The following is a 25082-nucleotide window of genomic DNA, read 5'->3' on the forward strand; positions in this document are numbered from 1 at the left end:
CGGTACGGACCCTGTCTGAGAGGTGTCTTAATGATCGTTGTGGGCGGTACGCGCGCGTGCCGCACGCCATTCGGGCGCGAGCATCGACCAGATCTCGGTGCTGGCGCGCACGCCCCGGTGCGGGTAGTTCTCGCGGAACATGCCCTCGCGGGTCATGCCGAGCCGCCGGGCCACGTTGATGCTGGGCTCGTTGGCGGAGGACGCGTACCACTCGACACGGTGCATGCCGCGCTCCTCGAAGGCCCAGTCCAGCAGCACCCGCATGCCGCGGGTGACCAGCCCGCGCCCGGCCGCCGCGGGCTCCAGCCAGCAACCGGCCTCGCACACCCCGCTCGGGGTGTCCCACACCCGGAACAGCAGACCGCCGACCAGCTTCCCGTCCAGCCGGATGCCGTGCAGGCTGCCGGCGTCGGCGCCGCGCTTGTCGGCGTAGGACTTCAGGTAGGCGCGGGCGGAGTCCAGGTCGGTGATCACGTCCGGCAGCCCGATGTGCCGGCCGATGAACTCCCGCCCCCGGTCGATGTTGGCGAGGAGCTCCTCGGCGTGCCAGACCTCCAGGGGCCGCAGCTCGGCGCCGTCGTCACCCAGGGATATCGCGTACATCGCGCTGCCGTTCCTTCCGCAGTTCCTCCACCGAGACCCTGCCGAGCCTCTCATGCGAGGCGCGGCACTCGGGCGGCTCGATGCTGACGTGCGGCAGGCGCTGCTCCAGCCAGGCGGGCAGCCACCAGTTGGCGGCGCCCAGCAGATGCATCAGCGCGGGCACGAGGAGGGTGCGCAGGACGAAGGCGTCCAGGGCGACGGCGGAGGCGAGCGCGATGCCGAACATGGCGATCACGCGGTCGCCGCTGAGCACGAAGGCGAGGAAGACCGAGATCATGATGACCGCGGCGGAGTTGATGACCCGGCTTGTCTCGGCGAGGCCCACGCGGACGGCGCGCCGGTTGTCGCCGGTCTCCAGCCACTCCTCGTACATCCGGCTGACCAGGAAGACCTGGTAGTCCATGGAGAGTCCGAAGAGCACGGACACCATGATCACGGGGAGGAACGGCTCGATGGGCCCGGCCCGGCCGAGGCCGAGCAGTTCGCTGCCCCAGCCCCACTGGAAGACGGCGACGACGATGCCGAACGCGGCGGCCACGGCGGCGATGTTCATCACGGCGGCCTTCAGCGGGATGCCGAGCGAGCGGAACGCGACGAGCAGCAGCAGGCAGCCGAGGCCGATGACCGCGCCGACGAACAGCGGCAGCTTGCCGATGATCACACCCGCGAAGTCGTCGTAGCCGGCGGTGACCCCGCCGACCTGGATGTGCAGGGAGGTGCCGGTCTCCGCGCGCGGCAGCACCTTGGTGCGCAGCCGGTCCACGAGTTCACTGGTCTGCTGCGACTGCGGCGCGGAGTCGGGGACGACGGTGAGGTAGGCGGTGCCGGCGGCGTAAGTGGCCGGGGTGACGGCGGCGACGCCCCGGGTGGTGCGCAGGGTCTCGTCGAGGTTGTCCAGGGCGAGCCTGTCGTCGGCGCCGTCCACCCGGGTGACCAGGGTGAGCGGTCCGTTCACTCCCGGTCCGAAGCCCTCGGCGAGCAGGTCGTAGGCCTTGCGGGTGGTGGAGGTGCGCGGGTCGTTGCCCTGGTCGGAGGTGCCCAGGTGGAGGGAGAGGGTGGGCAGGGCGAGCAGGGCGATGACGGCGACGGCGAGCGAGCCGAGCAGCTTGGGCCGGCGTTCGACGAGCGCCGACCAGCGGGCGGCGAGACCGGTGGGCAGCTCCGGACGCGGCCCGTGCTCGGCGAGCCGGCGCCGCTCGCGGCGGCTGAGGGCCCGGGGGCCGATGTACGACAGCAGGGCGGGCAGCAGCGTGACCGAGGCCGCGACGGTGAGCAGGACCGTCAACGAGGCGGCCACGGCGACGCCGTTGAGGAAGCTCAGCCGCAGTATCAGCATCCCCAGCAGGGCGATGCACACCGTCGCACCCGCGAAGACGACCGCGCGTCCGGTGGTGGCCACGGCGTTCACGGCGGCCTCGGTGACGCTCAGGCCGCGTTTCAGTCCGCGCCGGTGTCTGGTCACGATGAACAGCGCGTAGTCGATGCCGACGCCGAGGCCGATGAGCATGCCGAGCATGGGTGCGAAGTCGGCGACGGTCATGACGTGCCCGAGCAACCCGATGCCGGAGTAGGCGGTGCCGACGCCGATCAGGGCGGTGGCGATGGGCAGGGCCGAGGCGGCGAGCGAGCCGAAGGCCACGAACAGCACGACGGCCGCGACGAGCACGCCGACCACCTCGGCCGTGTGCGCGCGCGGGGACGCGGTGAGTCCTATGGCGCTGCCGCCCAGTTCCACCTGGAGCCCGTGGCCCTCGGCGGCCTTGGCGGTGCGCACCACGGCCTGCGCCTCGGCCTTGCCGATGTGCTCGGCCTCCTGGGTGAAGGTGACGGTGGCGTAGGCCGTACGGCCGTCGTCGCTGATCCGGTGTGCGTCCTGGCGGCCGTACGGGCCGGTCACGGAGGCCACGCCGGGCAGCGAGGCGATCCGGTCCAGGGTGTGGGTCATGGTCTGCTCGACGCCGGCGGCGCGGACGGTGCCGGTGCCGGTGTGCCAGACGACGGTGTCGCTGTCCCCGCCCAGGCCCGGAAAGCTCTCCTTGAGCAGCTGTGCCGCGCGGCCCGCCTGGGTGCCGGGGACGTCGTAGGCGTTCGAGTACGACGAACCGGCCACGGCGGCGGCCGCGGTGACCCCGCCGAAGGCGAGGAGCCACAGCAGCACGGCGATCAGCCGATGCCGGACACACCAACGGGCGAGGTCTGCCACGGACGTGCTCCCAGGAGATGATTTGTGGATCTTTGATCGGGAACGATCGTCCATAAACTGAACAGCCCGCAAAGAACGCATGAGCAATCGCAAGACACTCTTGCAGGCGAAAATGATCGTTTGTCGCGATCGTGGGCTTGTTCACAGGACTGGGAGCGACATCACAGGACACTCCGGCGAACTCTGTCGCCTCATAAGGTTCTTGTAAGCGAGCGAGGGGCAGTACACCAGCTCGGTGCACTGCCCCTCGGATGGTTCCCGCGGTGTCGCTCAGCCCTCGCTGACACCCAGCTTCTGAAGGATCAGCTCCTTGACGCGGGCCGCGTCGGCCTGCCCCCGGGTCGCCTTCATGACCGCGCCGACCAGGGCGCCCGCCGCGGCCACCTTGCCGCCGCGGATCTTGTCCGCGACGCCCGGGTTGCCGGCGATCGCCTCGTCGACGGCGGCGGTCAGCGCGCCCTCGTCGGAGACGACCTTCAGACCGCGCTTGTCGACGACCTCGTCCGGGGTGCCCTCGCCCGCGAGGACGCCCTCGATGACCTGGCGGGCCAGCTTGTCGTTCAGGTCACCCTTCGCGACCAGCTCGGCGACCCGGGCCACCTGCGCGGGCGTGATCGCCAGCTCGTCCAGCGCCTTGCCGGACTCGTTGGCGCTGCGCGCCAGTTCGCCCATCCACCACTTGCGGGCGGAGGCGGCGTCGGCACCGGCGTCGATCGTGGCGACGATCAGGTCCAGCGCACCGGCGTTGATGATGGCCTGCATGTCGGTGGCGGAGATGCCCCACTCGGCGAGCAGCCGGGTGCGGCGGGCCAGCGGCAGCTCGGGCAGCGCCGCGCGGATCTCCTCCACCCACTCGCGCGTGGGCGCGACCGGAACGAGGTCGGGCTCCGGGAAGTACCGGTAGTCCTCGGCCTCCTCCTTCGTCCGGCCGGAGGTGGTGGAGCCGGTGTCCTCGTGGAAGTGGCGGGTCTCCTGGACGACCTTGCCGCCGTCGTTCAGCACGGCGGCGTGGCGCATGACCTCGAAGCGGACCGCGCGCTCCACCGAACGCAGCGAGTTGACGTTCTTGGTCTCGCTGCGGGTGCCGAACTTGTCGGCGCCCTTCGGCATCAGCGACAGGTTGACGTCGCAGCGCATCTGGCCCATCTCCATGCGGGCCTCGGACACGCCGAGGGCACGGATGAGCTCGCGCAGCTCACGGACGTACGCCTTCGCCACCTCGGGGGCGCGCTCGCCGGCGCCGACGATCGGCTTGGTGACGATCTCGATGAGCGGGATGCCGGCACGGTTGTAGTCCAGGAGCGAGTGCTGCGCGCCGTGGATACGACCGGTCGCGCCACCCACGTGGGTGGACTTGCCGGTGTCCTCCTCCATGTGGGCGCGCTCGATCTCCACGCGGAAGGTCTCGCCGTCCTCCAGCTGCACGTCGAGGTAGCCGTTGAAGGCGATCGGCTCGTCGTACTGGGAGGTCTGGAAGTTCTTCGGCATGTCCGGATAGAAGTAGTTCTTCCGGGCGAAGCGGCACCACTCGGCGATCTCGCAGTTCAGCGCGAGACCGATCTTGATCGCCGACTCGACGCCGGTCGCGTTCATGACCGGGAGCGCGCCGGGCAGGCCGAGGCAGACGGGGCAGGTCTGGGTGTTCGGGTCGGCGCCGAGCGCCGTCGAACAGCCGCAGAACATCTTGGTCTTGGTGCCGAGTTCGACATGGACCTCAAGGCCCATGACGGGGTCGTACGACGCCAGCGCGTCCTCGTACGACACCAGGTCGGTCGTGGTGGTCACGGTGAAAACTTCCCTCTCAGCCCAGCAGGACGTCGTCGTCGCCCAGCCGCTTCAGCTCGCGGTAGAGGATCGCGAGGCCGGTCACGATGGCCACGGCCGAGACCGTGGCGTCGATCAGCCGCAGCGTGTCGTGCTCGGCGCGGGCCTTCTTGATCTGCTTGGCGACACCGACCGCGCCGAACGCGGTGGTGGCCATGGACAGGTACGTACCGGACTTGGACTTCTTGAAGCCCTTGGCCTTGGACAGTGCCTTGCTCACAGTGACGGAGCCTCCTCCAGCAGCGGGTGACCCCACTTTTCCACGAAGGCGGCCTCGACGGCGGCGCCCACCTTGTACAGGCGATCGTCCTGCATCGCGGGGGCGATGATCTGCAGGCCCACCGGGAGGTTGTCCTCCGGGGCGAGTCCGCAGGGCAGGGACATGGCCGCGTTGCCCGCGAGGTTGGTCGGGATGGTGCACAGGTCCGCGAGGTACATCGCCATCGGGTCGTCGGCGCGCTCGCCGATCGGGAAGGCGGTGGTCGGGGTCGTCGGCGAGACGATGACGTCGACCTGCTCGAAGGCCTTCTCGAAGTCGCGCGTGATGAGCGTGCGGACCTTCTGGGCGGAGCCGTAGTACGCGTCGTAGTACCCGCTCGACAGCGCATAGGTGCCGAGCATGATGCGGCGCTTGACCTCGGGACCGAAGCCGGCCTCGCGGGTGAGGGAGGTGACCTCCTCGGCCGAGTGGCTGCCGTCGTCGCCGGTCCGCAGACCGTAGCGCAGGCCGTCGAAACGGGCGAGGTTGGAGGAGCACTCGGACGGCGCGATCAGGTAGTACGCCGACAGGGCGAGGTCGAAGGACGGGCAGTCCAGCTCGACGATCTCGGCGCCCAGCTCCTTCAGCAGCTCGACCGACTCGTCGAAGCGCTGGATGACTCCGGCCTGGTAGCCCTCGCCGCGGAACTGCTTGACCACGCCGACCCGCATGCCCTGCACGCTGCCGTTGCGGGCGGCCTCGACGACCGGCGGGACCGGGGCGTCGATGGAGGTGGAGTCCATCGGGTCGTGTCCGGCGATGACCTCGTGCAGCAGCGCCGCGTCCAGGACCGTACGGGCGCAGGGGCCGCCCTGGTCGAGGGACGAGGAGAAGGCGACCATGCCGAAGCGGGACACCGCGCCGTACGTCGGCTTGACGCCGACCGTGCCGGTGACGGCGGCCGGCTGGCGGATGGAGCCGCCGGTGTCGGTGCCGATGGCGAGGGGCGCCTGGAAGGAGGCGAGCGCGGCGCTCGACCCACCGCCGGAGCCGCCGGGGATCCTGGTGAGGTCCCAGGGGTTGCCGGTCGGCCCGTAGGCGCTGTTCTCGGTGGAGGACCCCATGGCGAACTCGTCCATGTTGGTCTTGCCGAGGATGACGACGTCAGCGGCCTTCAGCTTCTTGGTGAGGGTGGCGTCGTACGGCGGAATCCACCCTTCCAGGATCTTCGAGCCGACGGTCGTGGGGACGCCCTCGGTGGTGAAGATGTCCTTGAGCGCGAGGGGCACGCCGGCCAGGGGGCCGAGCTTCTCCCCTCGCTCCCGCTTCTCGTCCACGGCGCGGGCCTGGGCGAGGGCGCCCGCGCGGTCGATGTACAGGAAGGCGTGCACCTTCTCGTCGACGGCCTCGATCCGGGCGAGGTGGGCCTCGGTGACCTCGACGGCCGTGAGCTCGCCGGAGGCGATCTTCTCGGCGATCTGCGCGGCGGTGAGCTTGATGATGTTGCTGTCCGTCATGGTGGTCACTCCTCCCCCAGGATCTGCGGCACCTTGAAACGCTGCTGCTCCTGTGCCGGGGCGCCGGAGAGCGCCTGCTCGGGGGTGAGCGAGGGACGGCCCTCGTCCGCGCGCATGACGTTCGTCAGCGGGAGCGGGTGCGAGGTCGGCGGTACGTCTTGGTCGGCGACCTCGCTGACGCGGGCGACCGCGCCGATGATGTCGTCCAGCTGTGCCGCGAAGTGGTCGAGTTCTTCGGGCTTCAGCTCCAGACGCGCCAGCCGGGCGAGGTGGGCGACCTCCTCGCGCGTGATGCCAGGCATGCAGCGATCCTCTGGGGTGAGTGTGTGTGGTTCGGGCTGGGGCCAGTCCTCCCGTTCCCGTCGTCCGCCCGAAGGGCGGGTCGCGCGGGCCAGGCGTCGCGCGACAGACGGGAATGGGACGACTAGCCCCAATCCTATGGGGCGGGGGCGGGTGGCCGTGAAACGGTTTCCCCGGCCCCGCGCGTCAGCCCCGGCGGCCGTCCCAGACCTCGCTCTTGAGGAAGTGGTTGTCGTACCGGTCCTGCACCTCGAGGATGCTCTCCGGGGTGGCCTCGCCGAGGCGGATGCGCTGCAGGTGGCGGAAGTACTCGAAGCGCTCGATGCCCGGGGTGAAGACGATGAGGATGTCCGCCGCGGCCTCCGGGACAGCGGCGAAGGCGTGCGGCTTCTCCGGCGGGACGATGACGAGGTCACCGCGCTCCGCGGTCACGATGTCGTCACCGGAGAGGATCTCGGCACACCCGTCGAGCAGGTAGAACATCTCCGCCCCGCTGTGGTGGAGGTGCGGCCGCGCGCCGTCGGCGCCCTCGGCCAGGGTGACGCGCACGGTGGACAGCGCCCCTCCGGTCGCACTCTGGTCGGCCAGCAGCTGGACGCCGACCGGGGCACCCCCGACCACCTCGACCTCGGCGCCGCGCACGATCACGGAATCGTCGAACTTGGGCACGAACAGCGACATGATGCGTTCCCTTGTGTGGTGGTCAGACCGCGAAGAGCAGTCCGGCGCTGATCAGTACGACAATCGCGGTGGCGAAGTGGATGCCGAACGCGACCGCTTTCCTCCCGCCGTGGCGCAGGACTATCAGGGTGTCGACGAGCGGGACGAGTGCCACGCAGACCATGAACCACGCCTCCGCGCGGGCACCGGCGGCGGCCAGCAGGACCAGGCCCAGCAGCCCGAGGGTGCCGTCCCTGAGGCCTTTGACCGACAGGTAGGCGCCGGCGTCGCCCCGGGGGTCGGCTGCGACGCCGTAGCCGGCCGCGGCCGGGCCCGGCTGGAACCAGAACCGGTAGCCGAGGAACACGCAGAACAGGTCGAGCAGGACGGCCAGGGCGTACGCGGTGACGGCCATGGGATCTCCCCGATGCTTGCTAGCGATGCTAGGAACAGGGGCAAAGCTAGCAGAGCATCGATAGATTGACTAGCGCTGCTAGGATCTGGGACGGAGGACTCCGGCGCCTCTGCGGGAGGCGAAGGCAGGCGCCGGGGGCTGTGTCGACGTGCGGCTCCCCCGCATGGGCGCGACCCGCCACGACGAACTGGCACCCGTCGACGGCGGCCGGCCAATCCCTTACTCGGCGGCAGGCAACGCGGCTACTCGGCGGCAGGCAACGCGGCGCGGGGCCGTTGCCACCCACGGGACCCCCGCGCCCGCAACCACGCCGTCGTCTCCTCGGGCGGCATGGCGGCGGCAACGAGCCACCCCTGCACGGCGTCACACCCGAGATCCCGCAGCCGCTCCCACGTCTCGTCGTCCTCCACCCCTTCGGCGACGACGAGCAACCCCAGCGAATGCGCCAGATCCACCGTGCACCGCACGATCTCCGCGTCCTCGGTGTCCACGGCCAGCCGCGCCACGAACGACCGGTCGATCTTCAGCTCGCTCACCGGCAGCCGCCGCAGATGCACCAGGGACGAATACCCGGTGCCGAAGTCGTCCAGCGACATCTTCACGCCGTGCCCGGTCAGTCCCGCCAGGGTGTCCGCGGCCCGCTGCGGATCCTCCAGCAGCACATGCTCAGTGATCTCCAGCTGCAAGGCCCCCGGCGGGACCCCGTGCCGGGCCAGCCGCGCGGCGACCGACCCCGCGAACCCGGGCGTGTGGACATCGCGCGGAGAGACGTTGACGGCGACCGGGACCCGCAGCCCCTGCGCGCGCCACTTGGCGACCTGCCCGAGCGCGGTCTCCAGGACGTACTCGGTCAGATGGGGCATCAGCCCGGAGGACTCGGCGATCGCTATGAACTCGTCCGGCGGCACCTTCCCGCGCTCGGGGTGCACCCAGCGCACCAGCGCCTCCAGGCCGGCGACCTGGCCGTCGAAGCGGACCTTGGGCTGGTAGTGCAGCTGCACCTCGTGCGCGTCCAGCGCCCGGCGCAGATCGCCCAGCAGACCGAGCCGGTCGGGGGTGTTGGAGTCCCGCTTGGACTCGTACACCTCGACGCCCGTACGGTCCCTCTTCGCCTGGTACATCGCCACATCGGCGCGCCGCAGCAGCCCTTCGGCGTCCAGCGCGTGGTCGGGGAAGACGGCGACGCCGGCGCTGGCCTCCAGGACGAGGGTGAGCCCGTCGAGGTCCAGCGGGGAGCTGAGCGCGGCGACCAGGCCGCGGGCGACCCGGGTGGCCGAGGTCGTGGAGTCGGCCACGGGCAGTAACACGGCGAACTCGTCGCCGCCGAGCCGCGCGGCCTCCGCTCCGCGCGGCAGGGCGAGCCGCAGCCGGTCGGCAATCTGGAGCAGCAGCCGGTCACCGGCGAGATGACCGAGGGTGTCGTTCACCGACCGGAAACGGTCGAGGTCGATCAGCATGAGGGCGGAGCGGGCGCCGATGCGTTCGGCGTCGTCGAGGGCCGTCCAGATCCGCTCCAGCAGCCACTGCCGGTTGGGCAGCCCGGTCAGCGGGTCGCGCAACTGCTCCTCGGCACGCGCGCGGGCCATCCACAGGGTGGAGTCCAGGGCGATGAGCGGGATGGCGAACAGCGGGAGCAGGACCGGCTGGGCGACGGCGACGACGCACAGCAGCGGTGCGATGCCGAGCAGCGCTACGGCGACCAGGCCCTGTCTCACCAGGGCGGTGCGGGCCACGGTGGGCAGTCCGCCGCCGCGCGGGGCGTACAGGTACCACTGCAGGCCGCGGCTGACGGCGAGGTAGGCGACGGCGGCGAGGACCACCTCTGGCGCGGTGGCGAAGGTCCAGCTGTCGGGCCGCCAGGGCGTCTCGACGCTCGGGACGCGGCCGAACAGGCCGAGCAGCAGCGCGCCGGTGCCGATGCCGAGGATGTCCACCGCGCCGTGCAGCACGCCCTGCCGCCAGTGGTGGCGCCGGGCGATGCCGACCAGGACGACGACGGTGAGGCTGACCATGCCGGCCGGCACCCAGCCGTAGAGCAGCAGCACGGCGAGGGTGAGCGCGGCGCCGGAGCCTGTCCCGCGCCACCAGCGGGCGCGGCCCAGCATCACGAGGTGGCCGACGATGACACCGGTGAGCAGGGCCAGCGCCCAGCCGACGGTGCCGCTCGGGAAGAGGGCGTGGTGGCCGCTGAAGGCGCGGTAGAAGCCGGCGCCGAGGACGAACGCGGCGGCGGCCACGACGCTCGCGGGCAGGGTGGGCCAGGACAGGTGCCGTTCGGGGTCGGCGCCGGTCGGGCCGGGGGCGGGCGCGATGGCCACGGGTATGGGCGGGTGGGCGTCGGTGGCGGTGCCCGGTCCGGCCGCGCGGGCCCGACCTCCCGTACGCCCGTGTGCCCGGCCCGTCCATCGGGTGGCCCGCCAGGTGCACGCGCGCCGGCGCGGGCGCAGCCGTGAGTCCGGGGCGACGCTCTCGGTCGGTTCCATTCCCGTCCCTCTCACAGCCGGCGGTGCCCACGCCACGCGGCCCGATGTCCGACAGCCATCAGCAGCTCCGCGTTGAAGAAACCTTCCTCGCACGCCGGGAGCGCACGGGGATGCCCCAACCGCAGCTGGGCACGGCAGGTGCACATCTCAACAGTAGGCCGCGGAAGGCTTCCACGGGCACCGGTCGTCGACGGTTGCCCGAATGCGCCCGGGCCACCCGTATGCAACTGATATGCGCCGAACGGGTGAACTTCAACCGCTACTACTCGGTCGGAAGCGCGACTTCGGCCGCGGCTTCGGGGCCCTGCTCCAAGAGGACGCCGAAACCGTCCTCGTTCAGGACCGGAACCTTCAATTGCATGGCTTTGTCGTACTTCGATCCCGGGTTGTCACCCACAACGACGAACGAGGTCTTCTTCGACACCGATCCGGTCACCTTCGCGCCCCGGCTCTGCAGTGCCTCCTTCGCGCCGTCGCGGGTGAAGTTCTCCAGCGTGCCGGTGACGACGACCGTGAGCCCCTCCAGCGGGCGTGGGCCCTCGTCCTCGCCGGTCGAGGCGTCCTCCAGCGGGACTCCGGCGGCCTTCCACTTGCGGACGATCTCGCGGTGCCACTCCTCGGCGAACCACTCCTTGAGCGCCGCGGCGATGATCGGGCCGACGCCGTCGGTGGTCGCGAGCTCTTCCTCGGTGGCCTGTTCGATGCGGTCGATGGAGCGGAACTCGCGGGCGAGGGCCTGCGCGGCGACCGGTCCGACGTGCCGGATGGACAGGCCGTTCAGGAAGCGCGCCAGCGGGCGGGACTTGGCCGCCTCGATGTTCTCCAGCAGTGCGAGGGTGTTCTTCTTCGGCTCGCCCTTCTGGTTGGCGAAGACCGTGACGACCTTCTCCTCGCCCGTCTTGGGGTCCCGCTTGGGCAGACCGCTGTCGGGGTCGAGGACATAGGCCTTGATGGGCAGCAGCTTCTCCACCGTCAGGTCGAACAGGTCGCCCTCGTCCACCAGCGGCGGGTCGGCCGGCTCCAGCGGGCGGGTGAGCGCGGCGGCGGCCACCCCGCCGAAGTGCTCGATGTCCAGGCACTCGCGGCCGGCGAGATAGGAGACGCGCTCGCGCAACTGTGCCGGGCAGGTACGGGCGTTGGGGCAGCGGAGGTCGATGTCGCCCTCCTTCATGGGCCTGAGCGGGGTGCCGCACTCGGGGCACTCGCCCGGCATCACGAACTCGCGCTCGCTGCCGTCGCGCAGGTCGACCACCGGGCCGAGGATCTCCGGGATGACGTCACCGGCCTTGCGCAGGACGACCGTGTCGCCGATGAGGACGCCCTTGGCCTTGACGACCTCCTGGTTGTGCAGGGTGGCGAACTCCACCTCGCTGCCCGCGACCGTGACCGGCTCGACCTGGGCGTACGGCGTGACCCGGCCCGTGCGGCCGACGCCCACCTTGATGTCGACGAGCTTGGTGTTGACCTCTTCCGGCGCGTACTTGTAGGCGATCGCCCAGCGCGGCGCACGCGCGGTGGAGCCCAGGCGGCCCTGGAGGCGGATCTCGTCCAGCTTGACGACGACACCGTCGATCTCGTGCTCCACGGAGTGGCGGTTCTCGCCGTAGTGGGCGATGAACTCGCGTACGCCGTCGAGGTCGTCGACCACGCGGTTGTGCGGGGAGGTGGGCAGGCCCCAGGTCTTCAGCAGGTCGTAGGCCTGGGAGAGGCGGGTCAGGCCCTTGAAGCCCTCCAGGGCACCGATGCCGTGGACGACCATGTGCAGCGGGCGGGTGGCGGTGACCCGTGGGTCCTTCTGGCGCAGCGAACCGGCGGCGGCGTTGCGGGGGTTGGCGAACGGCTTGTCGCCGGCGGCGACCAGGCGTTCGTTCAGTTCGAGGAACTTCTCCATCGGGAAGTAGACCTCGCCGCGGATCTCCACGAGGTCGGGCACCTGGTCGCCCCCCAGGCGGTCCGGGATCTCGGCGATCGTACGGACGTTGGGCGTGATGTCCTCGCCGGTGCGGCCGTCGCCGCGGGTCGCCGCGCGGGTGAGCCGGCCGTTCTCGTACGTGAGGTTGACCGCCAGGCCGTCCACCTTCAGCTCGCACAGGAAGTGGTAGTCCTGGTCGCCGAGTTCGCGCGCGATGCGCTCGGCCCAGGCGGCCAGCTCGTCGTCGTTGAAGGTGTTGTCGAGCGACAGCATGCGCTGGCGGTGCTCGACCGCGGTGAACTCCGTCTCGTACGACCCCGCGACCTTCTGGGTCGGCGAGTCGGGGGTGCGCAGCTCGGGATACTGCTCCTCCAGGGCCTCCAGGGTCTTCAGGAGCTTGTCGAACTCGGCGTCGCTGATGACGGGAGCGTCCTTCACGTAGTACCGGAAGCGGTGCTCCTCGATCTGTTCAGCGAGCTGCGCGTGCTTGTCACGTGCCTCGGCGGGCACTGCCGTCTCCGCCTGCTGCTTGTCGCCGGCCACCGTGTTGTCCTCCCGTTACTCTGGGTTGTCCGCGAGGGATCTCGCCGCCCGGACGCAGTGGGCGAGCGCCTGACGTGCGTAACCGGGGGAAGCGCCCGCCAGACCGCACGCCGGGGTGATGGTGACCGCCTCCGCGAGCAGCCCCGGACGCAGCCCCAGCCTGCGCCACAGCGTCCTGACACCCATGACGCTACCGGCAGGGTCTGACAATGGGCCGTCCGTGCCCGGCACGACACCGGCGAACAGCCGGGTACCGCCCTCGACGGCCTCGCCGACCGCGTCGTCGTCACGTTCGGTGAGCAGCGAGAAGTCGAGGGAGACGCCGGCCGCGCCGGCCCGCCGCAGCAGGGCGAGTGGCACGTCGGGGGCGCAGGAGTGGACGATCACGGGGCCGCCGCCATGGGCGCCGATCACGTCGCGCAGGGTGGCCTCCACGATCTGCCGGTCCACGGCCCGGTGCGTGCGGTAGCCGCTGGCGGTACGGACCTGTCCGCGCAGGACGGCGGTGAGGGAGGGCTCGTCGAGCTGGAGCACGAGCCGGGCGCCCGGGATCCGGCGGCGGACCTCGGCGAGGTGCAGGCGCAGCCCCTCGGCCAGGGAGGAGGCGAGGTCACGGCAGGCGCCGAGGTCGGAGAGGGCGGCCTCGCCGTTCTTGAGCTCCAGCGCGGCGGCGAGGGTCCACGGCCCGACCGCCTGCACCTTCAGATCCCCCTCGTAGTCCTGGGTGAACTCCTCCAGGGCGTCCAGGTCCTCCCTCAGCCACGACCGCGCCCGCTGGGTGTCCCGGCCCGGCCGGTCCCCGATCCGCCAGCCGCTGGGCTCCACGCGTGCGTACAACTCGACGAGCATCCCGGCGGTACGGCCGATCATGTCCGCGCCGGGTCCGCGCGCGGGCAGCTCGGGCAGATACGGAAAGTCCTCGAAGCTGCCGGTGACGGTCTTGACCGCCTCCCTGGCGTCCCCGCCGGGCATGGACCCGATGCCGGTGGCCCCCGGGAACCTGAACTGGCTGTTCTCAATCACCCCGGCAGGGTATGCCGAACACCCAGGGGGCTCCGCCCCCTGGCCCGGGCCCATGGCCGCCCACCACCCGACTCGGCCGGCCGGGAGCGGGCGGGTCGGCGTCTCGACAGATGTCGCCCGTGAACTCGCCCGTGGTGGTCGGCGCGCGCAGTTCCGTCAGCTCCTCCGCCGCGAAGACCTCGGCGCCGTCCGCCCCGCTCACCGCCCCGGTCGTACCGTCAGGTCGTTGACCTCCGCGTCTGCGGGCAAATCCAGGGCCATGAGGATCGTCGTGGCGACCGACTCGGGGTCGATCCACTTGGACGCGTCGTAGTCCTTGCCCTCCTGTTGGTGGACCTTGGCCTGCATGGGGCTGGCCGTGCGGCCGGGGTAGACCGAGGTGACCCGGATGCCGTTGGCGTGCTCCTCGTGGCGCAGCGCGTCGGCGAGGGCCTTCAGGCCGTGCTTGGAGGCGGCGTAGGCGGACCAGCCGGCGTGGGCGCTCAGGCCGGCGCCGGAGTTCACGAAGATCACATGGCCGCGGGCCGCACGCAGCTGGGGCAGGAAGTGCCGGGTCAGCTCGGCGGGGGCGATCAGGTTGACGTTGAGCTGGTGGTGCCAGGACTTGGGAGTCAGATCGCCGACCTCGCCCAGGTCGACGACACCGGCGATGTGCAGCAGGGAGTCCACGCGGTCCGGGAGGGTCTGGTGGGAGAACGCCCAGGAGAGCCGGTCCGGGTCCGCGAGGTCGCCCACCAGGGTGCGGGCGCCGGGGAACTCGGCCGCCAGTTCCTTCGCGCGGCCCGCGTCACGCGCGTGCAGGACGACGTCGTCCCCGCGCGCGTGCAGACGGCGGGCGACGGCCGCCCCGATGCCGGACCCGGCCCCGGTGATCACATGAGTAGCCATGCCCGCCATGCTCGCATCAGCGGATGCCGAGCGACTCCTCCAGGTACGCCAGCGCGCCGACCGGCTCCTCGGCGAAGAACACCAGATCGGACAGCGGGCGGGGCAGGAAGCCCTCCTCCTCCATGCGGCGGAACTGCTGCTTGAGGCCGTCGTAGAAGCCCGCGGTGTTCAGCAGGACGACCGGCTTCTCGGTGCGGCCGTGCTTCTTCAGCTCCAGGATCTCGGTGGCCTCGTCCAGAGTGCCGGTGCCGCCCACCATGATCACCACGGCGTCGGCCTTCTCCAACAGGAGCTTCTTGCGCTCGGCGAGGTCGGCGGCGATGACCATCTCGTCCGCGCCGGGCCGCGCCTTGTTGGCGAGGAACTCCACGGACACGCCCAGCAGCCTGCCGCCCGCCTCGTGCACCCCGTCCGCGACGACCTTCATCAGACCGACGTTGGAACCGCCCCACACCAGGGTGTGACCGGCCTTGCCGATGAGTTCGGCGAACTCGCGCGCGGGGCGCGTGTAACGCTCGTCGAGGTCGGCGGCGGACAGGAAGACGCAGATGTTCATGGCCCCTACCGTACGGCCCGCCCCGTACGCGGGAAGAAGCGCGGGCCCGCCGGTGCTGTCCCTGTATGACCGAAGGACACACGATCACCATCGACAAGAGCGAGCAGCACGTGCGCGTGGTGCACGGCGACCAGGTGCTCGCGGAGACCGACCGGCCGCTGGTGCTGCGCGAGACCGGCTGTCCGGTGCGGTACTACATCCCCGCCGAGGATGTACGGCTCGATCTGCTGACCCCCTCCACCACACACACCGTGTGCCCCTTCAAGGGCACGGCGTCCTACTGGTCGCTGCCGGACGCGCCGGACCTGGTGTGGGCGTACCCGGAGCCGAAGCCGGGGGTGGCGGAGATCAAGGATCACTTCTGCTTCTACGACGTCGACGTGTCGTGAGCGATGAGTCCGTGCCGGTACGGCAGTCTGCACCGACATGGACAAGAAGACGACTTCTCGGGACGGAACGGCCCTCGCGTACCAAGTGACCGGTCAGGGGCCGACGGTGATCCTGGTGAGCGGCGCGATGTCCACCGGTGGCACCGTGGCGCCCCTGGGGCAGCGGCTCGCGGGCCGCTGCACGGTCGTCGTCTACGACCGCCGGGGCCGCGGCGAGAGCGGGGACACGAAGCCCTACGCGGTCGAACGCGAGGTCGAGGACCTGGCCGCGCTGATCGACGCCGTGGGAGGCCAGGCGGCGCTGTTCGGGGTCTCCTCGGGCGGCGCGCTGGTGCTGGAGGCGGTGGCGAGCGGGCTGCCGGTCGGCCGGGCGGCCGTGTACGAGGTGCCGTACGCGGACTTCCTCCAGGGAGGTGCCGAGCGGGAGGCCACCTACAAGGAGCAGCTGAACAAGGCGCTCTCGGAGGAGCGGCGCGGGGACGCGGTGGAGCTGTTCCTGCGGCTGACGGGTCTGGCCGAGGGGATGATCCAGCGCGCCCGCCAGTCGCCGATGTGGGCCGGGATGGAGGCCGTCGCTCCGAGTCTCGCGTACGACGACTCGGTCATGGGCGACGGGCTGCTCCCCCGGGACCGGCTCGCCGGGATCTCCGTGCCCGTGCTGGCGGTCGCGGGCGGCGCGAGCCCGGAGTGGATGCGCGAGGCGTCCCGGGAGATCTCCAGGACGGTGCCCGATGCCGCGTACCGCGAGCTGGCGGGCCAGACCCACATGGTGGAGCCGGACGTCCTGGGGCCGGTGCTGGCGGAGTTCTTCGCGGGCTAGGCGGCGGGCTCGCTGCCGGCTACACCGCCGCGGCCGTCGCGCGCGTGGTCGACGCGATCGTCGCCGAGCCGACCACGCGCGTGCCGTCGTACAGCACGATCGCCTGGCCGGGGGCGACGCCGCGGACCGGTTCGGTGAAGCGCACGCGCAGTTCGCCGTCGACCGGCTCCGCGATGACCTCGGTCTCGCCGCCGTGGGCGCGCAGCTGGGCGGTGTAGGTGCCGGGGCCGGTGGGGGCGGTGCCGCACCAGCGGGGCTTGATGGCGGTGAGGGCGGTGACGTCCAGGGCGGCGGCGGGGCCGACGGTGACCGTGTTGGTGACCGGGGAGATGTCGAGGACGTAGCGGGGCTTGCCGTCGGGGGCGGGGGTGCCGATGCGCAGGCCCTTGCGCTGGCCGATGGTGAAGCCGTAGGCGCCCTCGTGCGTGCCCACCTTGGTGCCGGACTCGTCGACGATGTCGCCCTCCGCCCGGCCCAGCCGCTTCGCCAGGAAGCCCTGGGTGTCGCCGTCGGCGATGAAGCAGATGTCGTGCGAGTCGGGCTTCTTGGCGACCGCGAGACCGCGGCGCTCGGCCTCGGCGCGGATCTCCTCCTTGGTGGTGACCGTGTCGCCGAGCGGGAACATCGCGTGGGCGAGCTGCTCCTCGTCCAGCACACCGAGGACGTACGACTGGTCCTTCGCCATGTCGGAGGCGCGGTGCAGCTCGCGGGAGCCGTCCGCACGCACGATCACCTTGGCGTAGTGACCTGTGCAGACCGCGTCGAAGCCGAGGGCGAGCGCCTTGTCGAGCAGCGCGGCGAACTTGATCTTCTCGTTGCAGCGCAGGCACGGGTTGGGGGTGCGGCCGGCCTCGTACTCGGCGACGAAGTCCTCGACCACGTCCTCGCGGAAGCGGTCGGCGAGGTCCCAGACGTAGAAGGGGATGCCGATGACGTCGGCCGCGCGGCGGGCGTCACGCGAGTCCTCGATGGTGCAACAGCCCCGCGCGCCGGTCCTGAACGACTGCGGGTTCGCGGAGAGCGCGAGGTGGACGCCGGTGACGTCGTGGCCGGCTTCCGCGGCGCGTGCGGCGGCGACGGCGGAGTCGACTCCACCGGACATGGCGGCGAGGACGCGGAGGGGGCGCTGCGGGGTCTCAGTCATAGCTCCTCCAGGGTACGGGGCCGTGGGAACCGGGACCGCCGGATATCCGTTGACGATCACAAGGGGCGGAACGGGGCGTGTGCGGGGGGGCGGGATGAGTGACACGGATCGGCGGCTGGGGCGGCGGGCCCTGCTGGTCGGCGGCGCGGCGGCCGCCGTGGGCACGGCCGCGCTGGCCCGCGAGGAGCTGACGCACCTGTGGTGGCGGCTGCCCGGGGTGGAGAAGCCCCGGGTGGCGGGGGCCGTGGACTTCCGGGGCGCGCGCTGGGTGCCGGCCTCCCCGGCCAACTACCGGCGGGCGGACCGGCCGGACGACTACGCGGTCGACCGGGTCGTCATCCATGTCACGCAGGGCGGCTACGCGAGCGCGGTGAAGGCATTCCAGGACCCGGCGCACGGCGCGGCGGCGCACTACATCGTGCGCAAGGACGGCCGGATCACCCAGCTGATACGGGAACTGGACGTGGCCTTCCACGCAGGCAACCGGGAGTACAACGAGCGCAGTGTCGGCATCGAGCACGAGGGCTTCGTCGCGGACGCGTCCTCCTTCACAGACGCCATGTACGCGTCCTCGGCGCGGCTGACGGCGGCGATATGCGGGCGGTACGGCATACCCGTGGACCGTGAGCACATCATCGGGCACGTGGAGGTGCCGGGGACGGACCACACCGATCCGGGGCCGCACTGGGACTGGGACCGATATCTGAAAAAAATCAAGAACTAGGCCCTTTTTGTCCGGTAAGTGCCGTTCTATGCTGGTTGCAAGACCTACGAGACGAGTGAGGGAGCCCAAGCGGAGTAGCCGACGTCAGCGAGAGATACCTGTTCTCTTCAAGGAGAGGTACATCGTCTCCGCTGGTGCCGACGTCGACGCTCGGGCTGAGAGGCCAGAAGGTCGCAAGGACTGGACCGGATGGCGACCCCCAGAACCTGATCCGGACAATGCCGGCGAAGGGAACCCGCCTCGTAGGTCGCTTTCATGTCCCGGTACGCGCCCCGGCGCCCGTTCGCGCCCTCAGCTGAGTCCCGCCGCCCGGGCACGCTCCACCGCCGGGCCGATCGCCTTGGCGACCGCCTCGACGTCCGCCTCCGTGGAGGTGTGACCGAGGGAGAAGCGCAGGGTGCCGCGGGCCAGGTCCGGGTCGGTGCCGGTGGCGAGCAGGACGTGGCTGGGCTGGGCGACGCCCGCGGTGCAGGCGGAGCCGGTCGAGCACTCGATGCCCTGGGCGTCCAGCAGGAGCAACAGGGAGTCGCCCTCGCAGCCGGGGAAGGTGAAGTGCGCGTTGGCCGGCAGCCGACCCTCGGGCGCCGGGTCGCCGCCGAGGATCGCGTCCGGGACGGCACTGCGGACGGCCGCGATCAGCTGGTCGCGCAGGGCGCCGACCTCCCGGGCGAACCACTCCCGCCGCTCGCCGGCGAGCCGGCCGGCTACGGCGAAGGAGGCGATGGCCGGGACGTCGAGGGTGCCGGAGCGGACGTGCCGCTCCTGGCCGCCGCCGTGCAGGACGGGTACGGGGGTCTGGTCGCGGCCCAGCAGCAGCGCGCCGATGCCGTACGGGCCGCCGATCTTGTGGCCGGAGACGGTCATCGCGGCGAGGCCGGAGGCGGCGAAGTCGACCGGGACCTGACCGAAGGCCTGGACCGCGTCGGCGTGCATCGGGATCCCGAACTCGGCGGCCACCTCGGCGAGTTCGCGCACCGGCAGGATCGTGCCGATCTCGTTGTTGGCCCACATCACGGTGACCAGGGCGACGTCGTCGGGGTTGCGGGCGATGGCCTCGCGCAGGGCGTCGGGGTGGACGCGGCCGTAGGAGTCGACGGGGAGGTACTCGACCGTCGCGCCCTCGCGCTCGCCGAGCCAGTGGACGGCGTCCAGGACGGCGTGGTGCTCGACGGGGCTGGCGAGGATCCGGGTGCGGGCCGGGTCGGCGGCGCGCCGGGACCAGTACAGGCCCTTGACGGCGAGGTTGTCGGCTTCGGTGCCGCCGGAGGTGAAGACGACCTCGCTGGGGCGGGCGCCGAGCGCTTCGGCGAGGGTTTCGCGGGATTCCTCGACCGTGCGGCGTGCCTGCCGGCCGGATGCGTGGAGGGAGGAGGCGTTGCCCGTGATGCTCAACTGGGCGGTCAGGGCCTCTGCCGCCTCCGGGAGCATCGGGGTGGTCGCGGCGTGGTCGAGGTAAGCCATGGTGCCCTGATTCTACGGCCCCCTTGCAGCGCGCCTCGGCCGCGAGGTCGCGCCTTGGCGGGGGGGGGCGGCTTGCGGGGGCTGCGGCTGGGCCCGGCGGGGGTGCCCTGTGCCGGGCTTGCCGTGCGCCCTGCCGCGCAGCACCTGAGCGCGATGGCGAGGCACCCAGCGTCGGGCCTGCCGTGCGCCCTACCCGAGCAGCAGCTGAGCTCGATGACGAGGCACTGTGCGTCGGGCCTGCCGTGCGCTCTACCCGCGCTGCACCTGAGCTCGGTGGCGAGACACCCTGCGCTGTCAGCCGTGCCCACCCGTTCCGTCCCAGCGGAACGACTGCCCACGGCGGTGGCGAGGTGGCCGGCCAAGCGCCCCGCGGCGAGAACGGCGGTGGCGGGCGGCGGGACGGCTGCCCTACGCCGGTGGCGGGCGCGAGACAAGTGCCACACCGTGAGAACGGTGGTGGCGAGCGGCGGACGGGGTGCCCCACGGCGGTGGTTGGGACCAGGTCGGATGCCCCGCGGCGGGAACGGCGGTGGCGGGCGGCGACCCAGATGCCCCACCGCAGTAGCAGGCAGCAGCCCAGATGCCCCACGGCGGTGGGCCCGGCGGACCAGATGCCCCACGACGGTGGTGGGAGCAGGTCGGACGCCCCGCGAGGGAACGGCGGTGGGGGGTGGGGCGCAGTGCGGGGTGCTCGTGTTGCCGTCGGTGGCCCCGTCGTCCTCGGGGCCCTGGCCGGTCAGATGCGGGTTCGGCGGGTCACAGGCTCCACGACAGGGTGTGGGAGACCTGCATGGCGATCGCCAGGGTGGCCAGGTCGGCGACGCCCAGGGTCAGGCCCAGGAGGGCCCGGCCACGGCGGGTGGTGCCGCGCCAGAGGGCGGCGGCGGCAAGGACGATGGCGATCGGGCCGAGGAAGATGTTGAGGACGAGCAGGCCGAGAAGGCCGAGGATGAAGGACGCCACGGCCATGCCGTCGGCGTCGCGCGCGGCCGGGCGGGTGTCGTTGCCGCTCGTGACCGGTGCGGTGAGTTGCATGGTGCTCAGCTCCTGGAAGTCGTGGCGGACGGTCAGTTGGCCGGCGTACGGCGTCGGCGGCCGAGGCGCTCGCGGATCGCGAAGATGCCGAGCCAGACGGCGATGACGGCGGCGACCGCGGCGGTGACGGTCAGCGGCGCGTGGGCGACGGTGCCCAGCACGACGCCGAGCAGCATGAGTGCGGCGACGAGGAACAACATGGGATCAGATCCCCCTCCGGGATACCTCGTATCGGGCCGGTGTGAAGCTTCGGTGAACGGTTGTAGTAACAGTTGTTCACTGACTTCTACTCTAGCGCGCTTCTCGACTTCCCAATTCCAGAGAACAGTTGTTAACTGGATGACATGAGTCACACCCTCGGCATCCGGCAGGCGCAGAAGCAGAAGACCCGGCAGGCGTTCCTCGACGCCGCGCTCGCGCTGCTGGAGGAGCAGAGCCTGAGCAGCCTGGGCCTGCGCGAGGTCACCCGGGCCGTCGGCGTCGCCCCGACCGCGTTCTACCGGCACTTCCGCTCGACCGCCGACCTCGGTGTCGCGCTGGTCGACGAGGCGCTGGGCAGTCTGCATCCCATGGTGCGCACGACGGTGTCCGCGGCGGGAGACAGCGAGGAACGCATCGCGCGGGCCATCGAGTTGATCGCCCACCACGTGGACCAGTACCCCGCACATGTCCGGTTCATCGCCCGGGAACGGCACGGCGGCGTGCAGCCGGTGCGCGAGGCCATTCAGGCCCAACTGGCCCGGTTCGCCGAGGAGGTGAAGGCCGAGCTGGCCAAGGATCCCGAGGCCGCCGGCTGGAGCGAGGACGACCTGCTGATGCTCGCGCATCTCTACGTCGACCAGATGCTGATCACCGCCTCGCTGTTCCTGGAGGCCCTGGAGGCCCCGGCGGAGGAGCGGGAGCGCGTCACCCAGCTCGCCACCCGGCAGCTGCGGCTCATCAGCATCGGCCGCGGCCACTGGCTGGACTGAACCACCAGGGACACAGGAACCCGCCGGGCACAGAAACCCCACCGGGCAAGGAAAACTCCGGGCACAGGCAGGGGCGGCACGCCCAGCGCACCGCCCCCCACCGCCCCCACCGCCGCTCAGCCCCGCTGGGCGCTCAGCCCTGCCGGGCCTGTCCCCCGCCCGGACCACCACAGCCGCCGCTCTGGCCGCCGCCGGGACCGCCCTGCCCGCCCCGGCCACCGGGCGCGCCGCTCGGCATGCCCGAGGGCACGCCGCTGGGTGTGCCGCTCGGCTTCACGGTGGACGCTCCCGACGGCGCGCCCGACGGCACGCCCGACGGGGCACCGGACGGCATCCCGCTCGGCCGGCGGCCGCCGGCACCGCCCGTGGGCATGCCGGACGGCGCCTGACAGCCCTGCTGCTGACCGGAGTTGCTGCCGGAGGAGGAGGGCGAATCGCCGGAGCCGCACGCGGTCAGCAGCAGCGGGGACAGGGCCAGCAGGGCGACGGCGGGCACGAGACGGACACGCTTCATGAGAGTCAGCTCCGGTGAGGATGAGGAAGTCCTGCCGAGCCGCACTCAACCAACGTCGGTTTGGCGGTACTTGAGCTCATCCTGTCCGCCGGCTGTCAATCCCGGCTCAAGGGCCCCCTTGGTACAAGGCGGTGACAGAACGGGCCGCCGCCAGCAGTTCCGCGCGGGCCTCGGGCGGGTCCAGCAGCTCGACCTGGTCGGAGAACGCGAGGAGTTGGCGGACCGCGCGCAGCACCGGAAAGACCAGCCGGGCGGTGACCCACTCGCTCTCGCCGTCGTCGTCGGGGAGTTCGATGAGCTGCGCGGCCATCACGCGCTGGAACATGTCGAGGCGCGCCCGCCGCACCCGGACCGTGACCTCGGTCCCGCCCCCGGGCCGCTCCTCCACCTGGCGCCGCAACACCTCCCAGACGTCGGCGAGCTCGATGCCCGGGCGGCGCCGCACCGGCTCGTCCAGCGGCCGGGCCGAGCGGATCCGGTCGGCCCGGAACAGCCGGGGCGCTCCGCGCCGGTCGGCTACCAGGTACCAGACCCCGGCCTTGGCGACCAGGCCGTACGGGTCCACGGTGTACGTCCGCGGCTCCCGCTCCCCGCTGTGCCGATAGCGCAGCCTCAGGCGTCGGTCGGCGAAGACCGCCTCCTGCAGCACCTCCAGGTCGACCGCCTGCGGGGGGCCGCTCTTCCAGCGGGTGGCGTCGACCAGGATGCGGCGGCTGGTCACCTCGGCGGCGGGCCGGTGCGGCGCCGGAAGCGCGGCCATCACCTTGCGCAGGGCCGAGCCGAGGGCCGCGTCCAGGCCGAGAGCGGCGTGGGCGCCCTGGGCGGCCAGGATGAACAGGGCGCGGGACTCGTCGGCGGTCAGTCCGGTGACGTCGGTGCGGAAGCCGGCGAGGAGTTCGATGCCGCCGTGCCGGCCGCGCTCGGCGTACACCGGGACACCGGAGGCCGACAGCGCCTCGATGTCCCGGTAGATGGTGCGGACCGACACCTCCAGCCGGTCGGCGAGTTCATGCGCGGGGACGCGGCCCCGGGTCTGCAGGAGCAGCAGGATCGACAGCAGCCGGTCGGACTTCACGCGCCCAGAATCCCGTCCTCGGCGAGCTTCTCGCAAATGTTGACGGGAGATGTCAGGTTATCCCGCGATCCTCGTCCTACCGACTCACGGAGAAACAGAGAGGCACACCATGACCACCACCGGCTTCACCGACCCGCGCCCCCTCTACACCCGTGCCACCGAGCAGGCGGCGGCCCTCATCAAGAGCGTGCGCCCCGAACACCTCACCGGCCCGACACCGTGTTCCGAGTTCGATGTACGGGCCCTGCTGGGCCACATGGTCGGCGGCACCCGGCGGATCGCGGTGGTCGGCGAGGGCGGCGACGGAATGGCGGTGGAGCCGACCGCCCACGGGGTCGCGGACGACGGCTGGGCGGCGGCCTACGACGAGGTGCGCGTCCGCGTCCTGAAGGCCTGGGAGAGCGACGAGCGGATGACGTCACCGGTGCGGGTGCCGTGGGGCGAGGTGCCGGGGCACGCGGCGCTCTCCGGCTATGTCATGGAGATCGTGACCCACACCTGGGACCTCTCGGAGGCGGTCGGTCACCCGCTCGAACTCGACCCGGAGCTCGCCGGGTTCGCCCTCGCCACCGCCCGTGCGGTCCTGCCGGACTCCCGGCCGCGGGACGCCGAGACGCCCTTCGACAGCCGCTGCGCGGCCCCCGAGGGCGCCGGCGTCTACGGGGAGCTGGCGGCTTGGCTGGGCCGCACCCCGCTGAGCCGAGCCTGACGCACGCCGCTCGGCCGAGCCCGAGTGCGGGGACGCCCCGCTGGGCTTGCGGCCACCTTCGCAGCCCAGCCGAGCCCCGATCCTGCCGAACCGGGGGGGACCGGGTCAGCCCAGCCTCACCCTGGCCAGCTGGCGGGACTGGGCGACCAGGTGGTTCTCGCTGTCCCAGACCTCGGCGTCCTCCTCCAGGAAGCCGCCGGCCAGGTTGCGTGTGGTGATGGACACCCGCAGCGGGCCGGGGGCCGGGCGGCGGCGGACGTGGACGGTGAGTTCGACCGTGGGCACCCAGCCCTTCAGGCCGAGCTCGAAGGCCGTGGGCGGCAGGGCGTCCACCGCGAGCAGCAGAGACAGCGGGTCGGGCTCGCGGCCGTCGGCCAGGCCGAACCAGGCCCGCATCTCGCCCTTGCCCGAGGGCGCGCCGAGGGCCCAGCCGAGGGTCGCCGGGTCCAGCTTGAGCATCAGGCGGTCGGCGATCGCCGAGCCGCCCTCGACCGGAGCAGGACCGTCCTCAGGGCCGAAGCACTCCTCCAGCGGCGGGATCGCGGGCGGCGTCGCCGTCGTACGGACGTCGTCGGGGAGGGCGGTGAGGTCTCCGTAGGAGGCGAGGACGCGGATGCGTTCGACCTCGTTGCCCTCGTCGTCGTACTGGGAGAGGGAGGCCTGGCCGGTGGACAGGGTGCGGCCGGTGCGGACCGTGTCCGTGCGGACGACCGCCGGGCCGGGGCGGGATGCGGTCAGGTAGTGCGCGGAGATCGTGAACGGGTCCGGGTGCGGCAGGGCGTCCGCGAGGGCCCGGCCGAGGACGGCCAGCAGATAGCCGCCGTTGACGGCGTCGAAGATGGTCCAGCCGGCGGAGAGGCCGATGTCGTAGACCCCGGGTTCGCGCCGGGTGACCGCGGTGTCGCGGTCGAACTCGCTGTCGCCGATCACGGCCCGCGACGGGGAGGGTGCGGAAGCTGCTTCTGGCATGGATGAACGGTACAACAGGAAGCTACTAAGCGGTAGCTTTCTCCTGGCGCCGACCGGCTGGATCCCTCTCCCGGGTGAGGTTCCGGCAATTCTTCGGTAAGTGTCCGGACACGTCCACAACCCCGAGCCCGGGTTTCCCCTCTAT

Annotated in this window: 26 protein-coding genes and 1 riboswitch; of the genes, 5 read left to right on the forward strand and 21 right to left on the reverse strand. The window is 71.7% G+C overall.

What is annotated here, in order from left to right:
• Positions 1-27: 27 nt before the first annotated feature.
• From ACFYOH_RS22845 to ACFYOH_RS22910, 14 genes are all read right to left on the reverse strand, one after another.
• Positions 28-603 carry a GNAT family N-acetyltransferase gene (locus tag ACFYOH_RS22845; protein WP_388628239.1) on the reverse strand — a complete coding sequence of 192 codons (576 nt, stop codon included), beginning with the start codon at positions 601-603 and terminating at the stop codon, positions 28-30.
• Entirely contained in the window at positions 581-2806 is a 2226-nt protein-coding gene (locus ACFYOH_RS22850; protein ID WP_388628242.1) for an MMPL family transporter, read from the reverse strand. The genes ACFYOH_RS22845 and ACFYOH_RS22850 overlap by 23 nt, the downstream gene beginning before the upstream one ends.
• Positions 2807-3076: 270 nt before the next feature.
• Positions 3077-4591: an Asp-tRNA(Asn)/Glu-tRNA(Gln) amidotransferase subunit GatB gene (gene gatB / locus ACFYOH_RS22855; protein ID WP_388628245.1), complete on the reverse strand. Its 1515-nt coding sequence runs from the start codon at positions 4589-4591 to the stop codon at positions 3077-3079.
• Positions 4592-4607: 16 nt separating this feature from the next.
• The gene (locus ACFYOH_RS22860; protein WP_323377045.1) at positions 4608-4850 is read right to left on the reverse strand and encodes a hypothetical protein; all 243 of its coding nucleotides are present in this window, start codon (positions 4848-4850) and stop codon (positions 4608-4610) included.
• Positions 4847-6346, reverse strand: a complete 1500-nt coding sequence (gene gatA, locus ACFYOH_RS22865; protein WP_388628248.1) for an Asp-tRNA(Asn)/Glu-tRNA(Gln) amidotransferase subunit GatA — start codon at positions 6344-6346, stop codon at positions 4847-4849. The genes ACFYOH_RS22860 and gatA overlap by 4 nt, the downstream gene beginning before the upstream one ends.
• A 5-nt stretch (positions 6347-6351) precedes the next feature.
• Positions 6352-6648, reverse strand: coding sequence for an Asp-tRNA(Asn)/Glu-tRNA(Gln) amidotransferase subunit GatC (gatC, locus tag ACFYOH_RS22870; protein WP_388628251.1), 297 nt, complete (start codon positions 6646-6648; stop codon positions 6352-6354).
• A 184-nt stretch (positions 6649-6832) separates the two neighbouring features.
• On the reverse strand, positions 6833-7327 hold the full coding sequence (locus tag ACFYOH_RS22875; RefSeq protein WP_388628254.1) for a cupin domain-containing protein: 495 nt from the start codon (positions 7325-7327) through the stop codon (positions 6833-6835).
• 22 nt (positions 7328-7349) lie between these two features.
• Positions 7350-7721: a DUF4267 domain-containing protein gene (locus ACFYOH_RS22880; RefSeq protein WP_388628257.1), complete on the reverse strand. Its 372-nt coding sequence runs from the start codon at positions 7719-7721 to the stop codon at positions 7350-7352.
• A gap of 242 nt (positions 7722-7963) precedes the next feature.
• Positions 7964-10204: a putative bifunctional diguanylate cyclase/phosphodiesterase gene (locus tag ACFYOH_RS22885; RefSeq protein ID WP_388628260.1), complete on the reverse strand. Its 2241-nt coding sequence runs from the start codon at positions 10202-10204 to the stop codon at positions 7964-7966.
• A 262-nt stretch (positions 10205-10466) separates the two neighbouring features.
• Positions 10467-12659 carry an NAD-dependent DNA ligase LigA gene (ligA, locus tag ACFYOH_RS22890; protein WP_388628262.1) on the reverse strand — a complete coding sequence of 731 codons (2193 nt, stop codon included), beginning with the start codon at positions 12657-12659 and terminating at the stop codon, positions 10467-10469.
• Between the two features lie 15 nt (positions 12660-12674).
• Complete coding sequence (locus ACFYOH_RS22895) at positions 12675-13682, reverse strand: methionine synthase (RefSeq protein ID WP_388628265.1); 1008 nt, start codon at positions 13680-13682, stop codon at positions 12675-12677.
• Complete coding sequence (locus ACFYOH_RS22900; protein ID WP_388628268.1) at positions 13675-13884, reverse strand: hypothetical protein; 210 nt, start codon at positions 13882-13884, stop codon at positions 13675-13677. The genes ACFYOH_RS22895 and ACFYOH_RS22900 overlap by 8 nt, the downstream gene beginning before the upstream one ends.
• Positions 13881-14579, reverse strand: a complete 699-nt coding sequence (locus ACFYOH_RS22905) for an SDR family oxidoreductase (RefSeq protein WP_388628271.1) — start codon at positions 14577-14579, stop codon at positions 13881-13883. Before ACFYOH_RS22905 ends, ACFYOH_RS22900 begins: the two co-directional genes overlap by 4 nt.
• Before the next feature lie 7 nt (positions 14580-14586).
• On the reverse strand, positions 14587-15126 hold the full coding sequence (locus ACFYOH_RS22910; protein WP_388628274.1) for a TIGR00730 family Rossman fold protein: 540 nt from the start codon (positions 15124-15126) through the stop codon (positions 14587-14589).
• A 65-nt stretch (positions 15127-15191) separates the two neighbouring features.
• Between ACFYOH_RS22910 and ACFYOH_RS22915 the strand changes: the two genes are divergently transcribed.
• Both ACFYOH_RS22915 and ACFYOH_RS22920 read left to right on the forward strand, forming a co-directional pair.
• Positions 15192-15515: a DUF427 domain-containing protein gene (locus ACFYOH_RS22915; RefSeq protein ID WP_388628277.1), complete on the forward strand. Its 324-nt coding sequence runs from the start codon at positions 15192-15194 to the stop codon at positions 15513-15515.
• 37 nt (positions 15516-15552) lie between these two features.
• On the forward strand, positions 15553-16335 hold the full coding sequence (locus ACFYOH_RS22920) for an alpha/beta fold hydrolase (protein WP_388628281.1): 783 nt from the start codon (positions 15553-15555) through the stop codon (positions 16333-16335).
• A gap of 19 nt (positions 16336-16354) precedes the next feature.
• Here ACFYOH_RS22920 and mnmA read toward each other — a convergent pair whose 3' ends face one another.
• Positions 16355-17479, reverse strand: coding sequence for a tRNA 2-thiouridine(34) synthase MnmA (mnmA, locus tag ACFYOH_RS22925; protein ID WP_388628284.1), 1125 nt, complete (start codon positions 17477-17479; stop codon positions 16355-16357).
• A 94-nt stretch (positions 17480-17573) separates the two neighbouring features.
• Between mnmA and ACFYOH_RS22930 the strand changes: the two genes are divergently transcribed.
• Positions 17574-18203, forward strand: coding sequence for an N-acetylmuramoyl-L-alanine amidase (locus ACFYOH_RS22930; RefSeq protein ID WP_388628287.1), 630 nt, complete (start codon positions 17574-17576; stop codon positions 18201-18203).
• A gap of 47 nt (positions 18204-18250) precedes the next feature.
• A riboswitch (TPP riboswitch) is annotated at positions 18251-18453 on the forward strand.
• Between the two features lie 41 nt (positions 18454-18494).
• Here the strand turns inward: ACFYOH_RS22930 and ACFYOH_RS22935 are convergent.
• The 3 genes from ACFYOH_RS22935 to ACFYOH_RS22945 all read right to left on the reverse strand — a co-directional run bounded on the left by ACFYOH_RS22935 (position 18495) and on the right by ACFYOH_RS22945 (position 20899).
• The gene (locus ACFYOH_RS22935) at positions 18495-19664 is read right to left on the reverse strand and encodes a cysteine desulfurase family protein (RefSeq protein ID WP_388628290.1); all 1170 of its coding nucleotides are present in this window, start codon (positions 19662-19664) and stop codon (positions 18495-18497) included.
• Between the two features lie 756 nt (positions 19665-20420).
• Positions 20421-20699: a DUF4190 domain-containing protein gene (locus ACFYOH_RS22940; RefSeq protein ID WP_388628293.1), complete on the reverse strand. Its 279-nt coding sequence runs from the start codon at positions 20697-20699 to the stop codon at positions 20421-20423.
• Positions 20700-20731: 32 nt separating this feature from the next.
• A complete protein-coding gene (locus ACFYOH_RS22945; RefSeq protein ID WP_351619472.1) occupies positions 20732-20899 on the reverse strand; it encodes a hypothetical protein in 168 nt (55 codons plus the stop codon).
• 144 nt (positions 20900-21043) lie between these two features.
• On the opposite strand from ACFYOH_RS22945, the gene ACFYOH_RS22950 reads away from it, so the two are divergent.
• Positions 21044-21670: a TetR family transcriptional regulator gene (locus ACFYOH_RS22950; protein ID WP_388628298.1), complete on the forward strand. Its 627-nt coding sequence runs from the start codon at positions 21044-21046 to the stop codon at positions 21668-21670.
• Between the two features lie 133 nt (positions 21671-21803).
• On the opposite strand, the gene ACFYOH_RS22955 is transcribed toward ACFYOH_RS22950, so the two are convergent.
• A complete protein-coding gene (locus tag ACFYOH_RS22955) occupies positions 21804-22184 on the reverse strand; it encodes a hypothetical protein (protein ID WP_388628301.1) in 381 nt (126 codons plus the stop codon).
• Positions 22185-22290: 106 nt separating this feature from the next.
• Entirely contained in the window at positions 22291-23259 is a 969-nt protein-coding gene (locus ACFYOH_RS22960; RefSeq protein ID WP_388628304.1) for a helix-turn-helix transcriptional regulator, read from the reverse strand.
• Between the two features lie 109 nt (positions 23260-23368).
• On the opposite strand from ACFYOH_RS22960, the gene ACFYOH_RS22965 reads away from it, so the two are divergent.
• Complete coding sequence (locus ACFYOH_RS22965; RefSeq protein ID WP_388628307.1) at positions 23369-23968, forward strand: TIGR03086 family metal-binding protein; 600 nt, start codon at positions 23369-23371, stop codon at positions 23966-23968.
• Positions 23969-24073: 105 nt separating this feature from the next.
• On the opposite strand, the gene ACFYOH_RS22970 is transcribed toward ACFYOH_RS22965, so the two are convergent.
• Positions 24074-24937 (reverse strand): thioesterase family protein, encoded by an 864-nt coding sequence (locus tag ACFYOH_RS22970; protein ID WP_388628310.1) that lies wholly within the window; start codon positions 24935-24937, stop codon positions 24074-24076.
• Positions 24938-25082: the final 145 nt, after the last annotated feature.

The organism is Streptomyces sp. NPDC007856 (assembly GCF_042868225.1).
Taxonomy (GTDB): domain Bacteria; phylum Actinomycetota; class Actinomycetes; order Streptomycetales; family Streptomycetaceae; genus Streptomyces.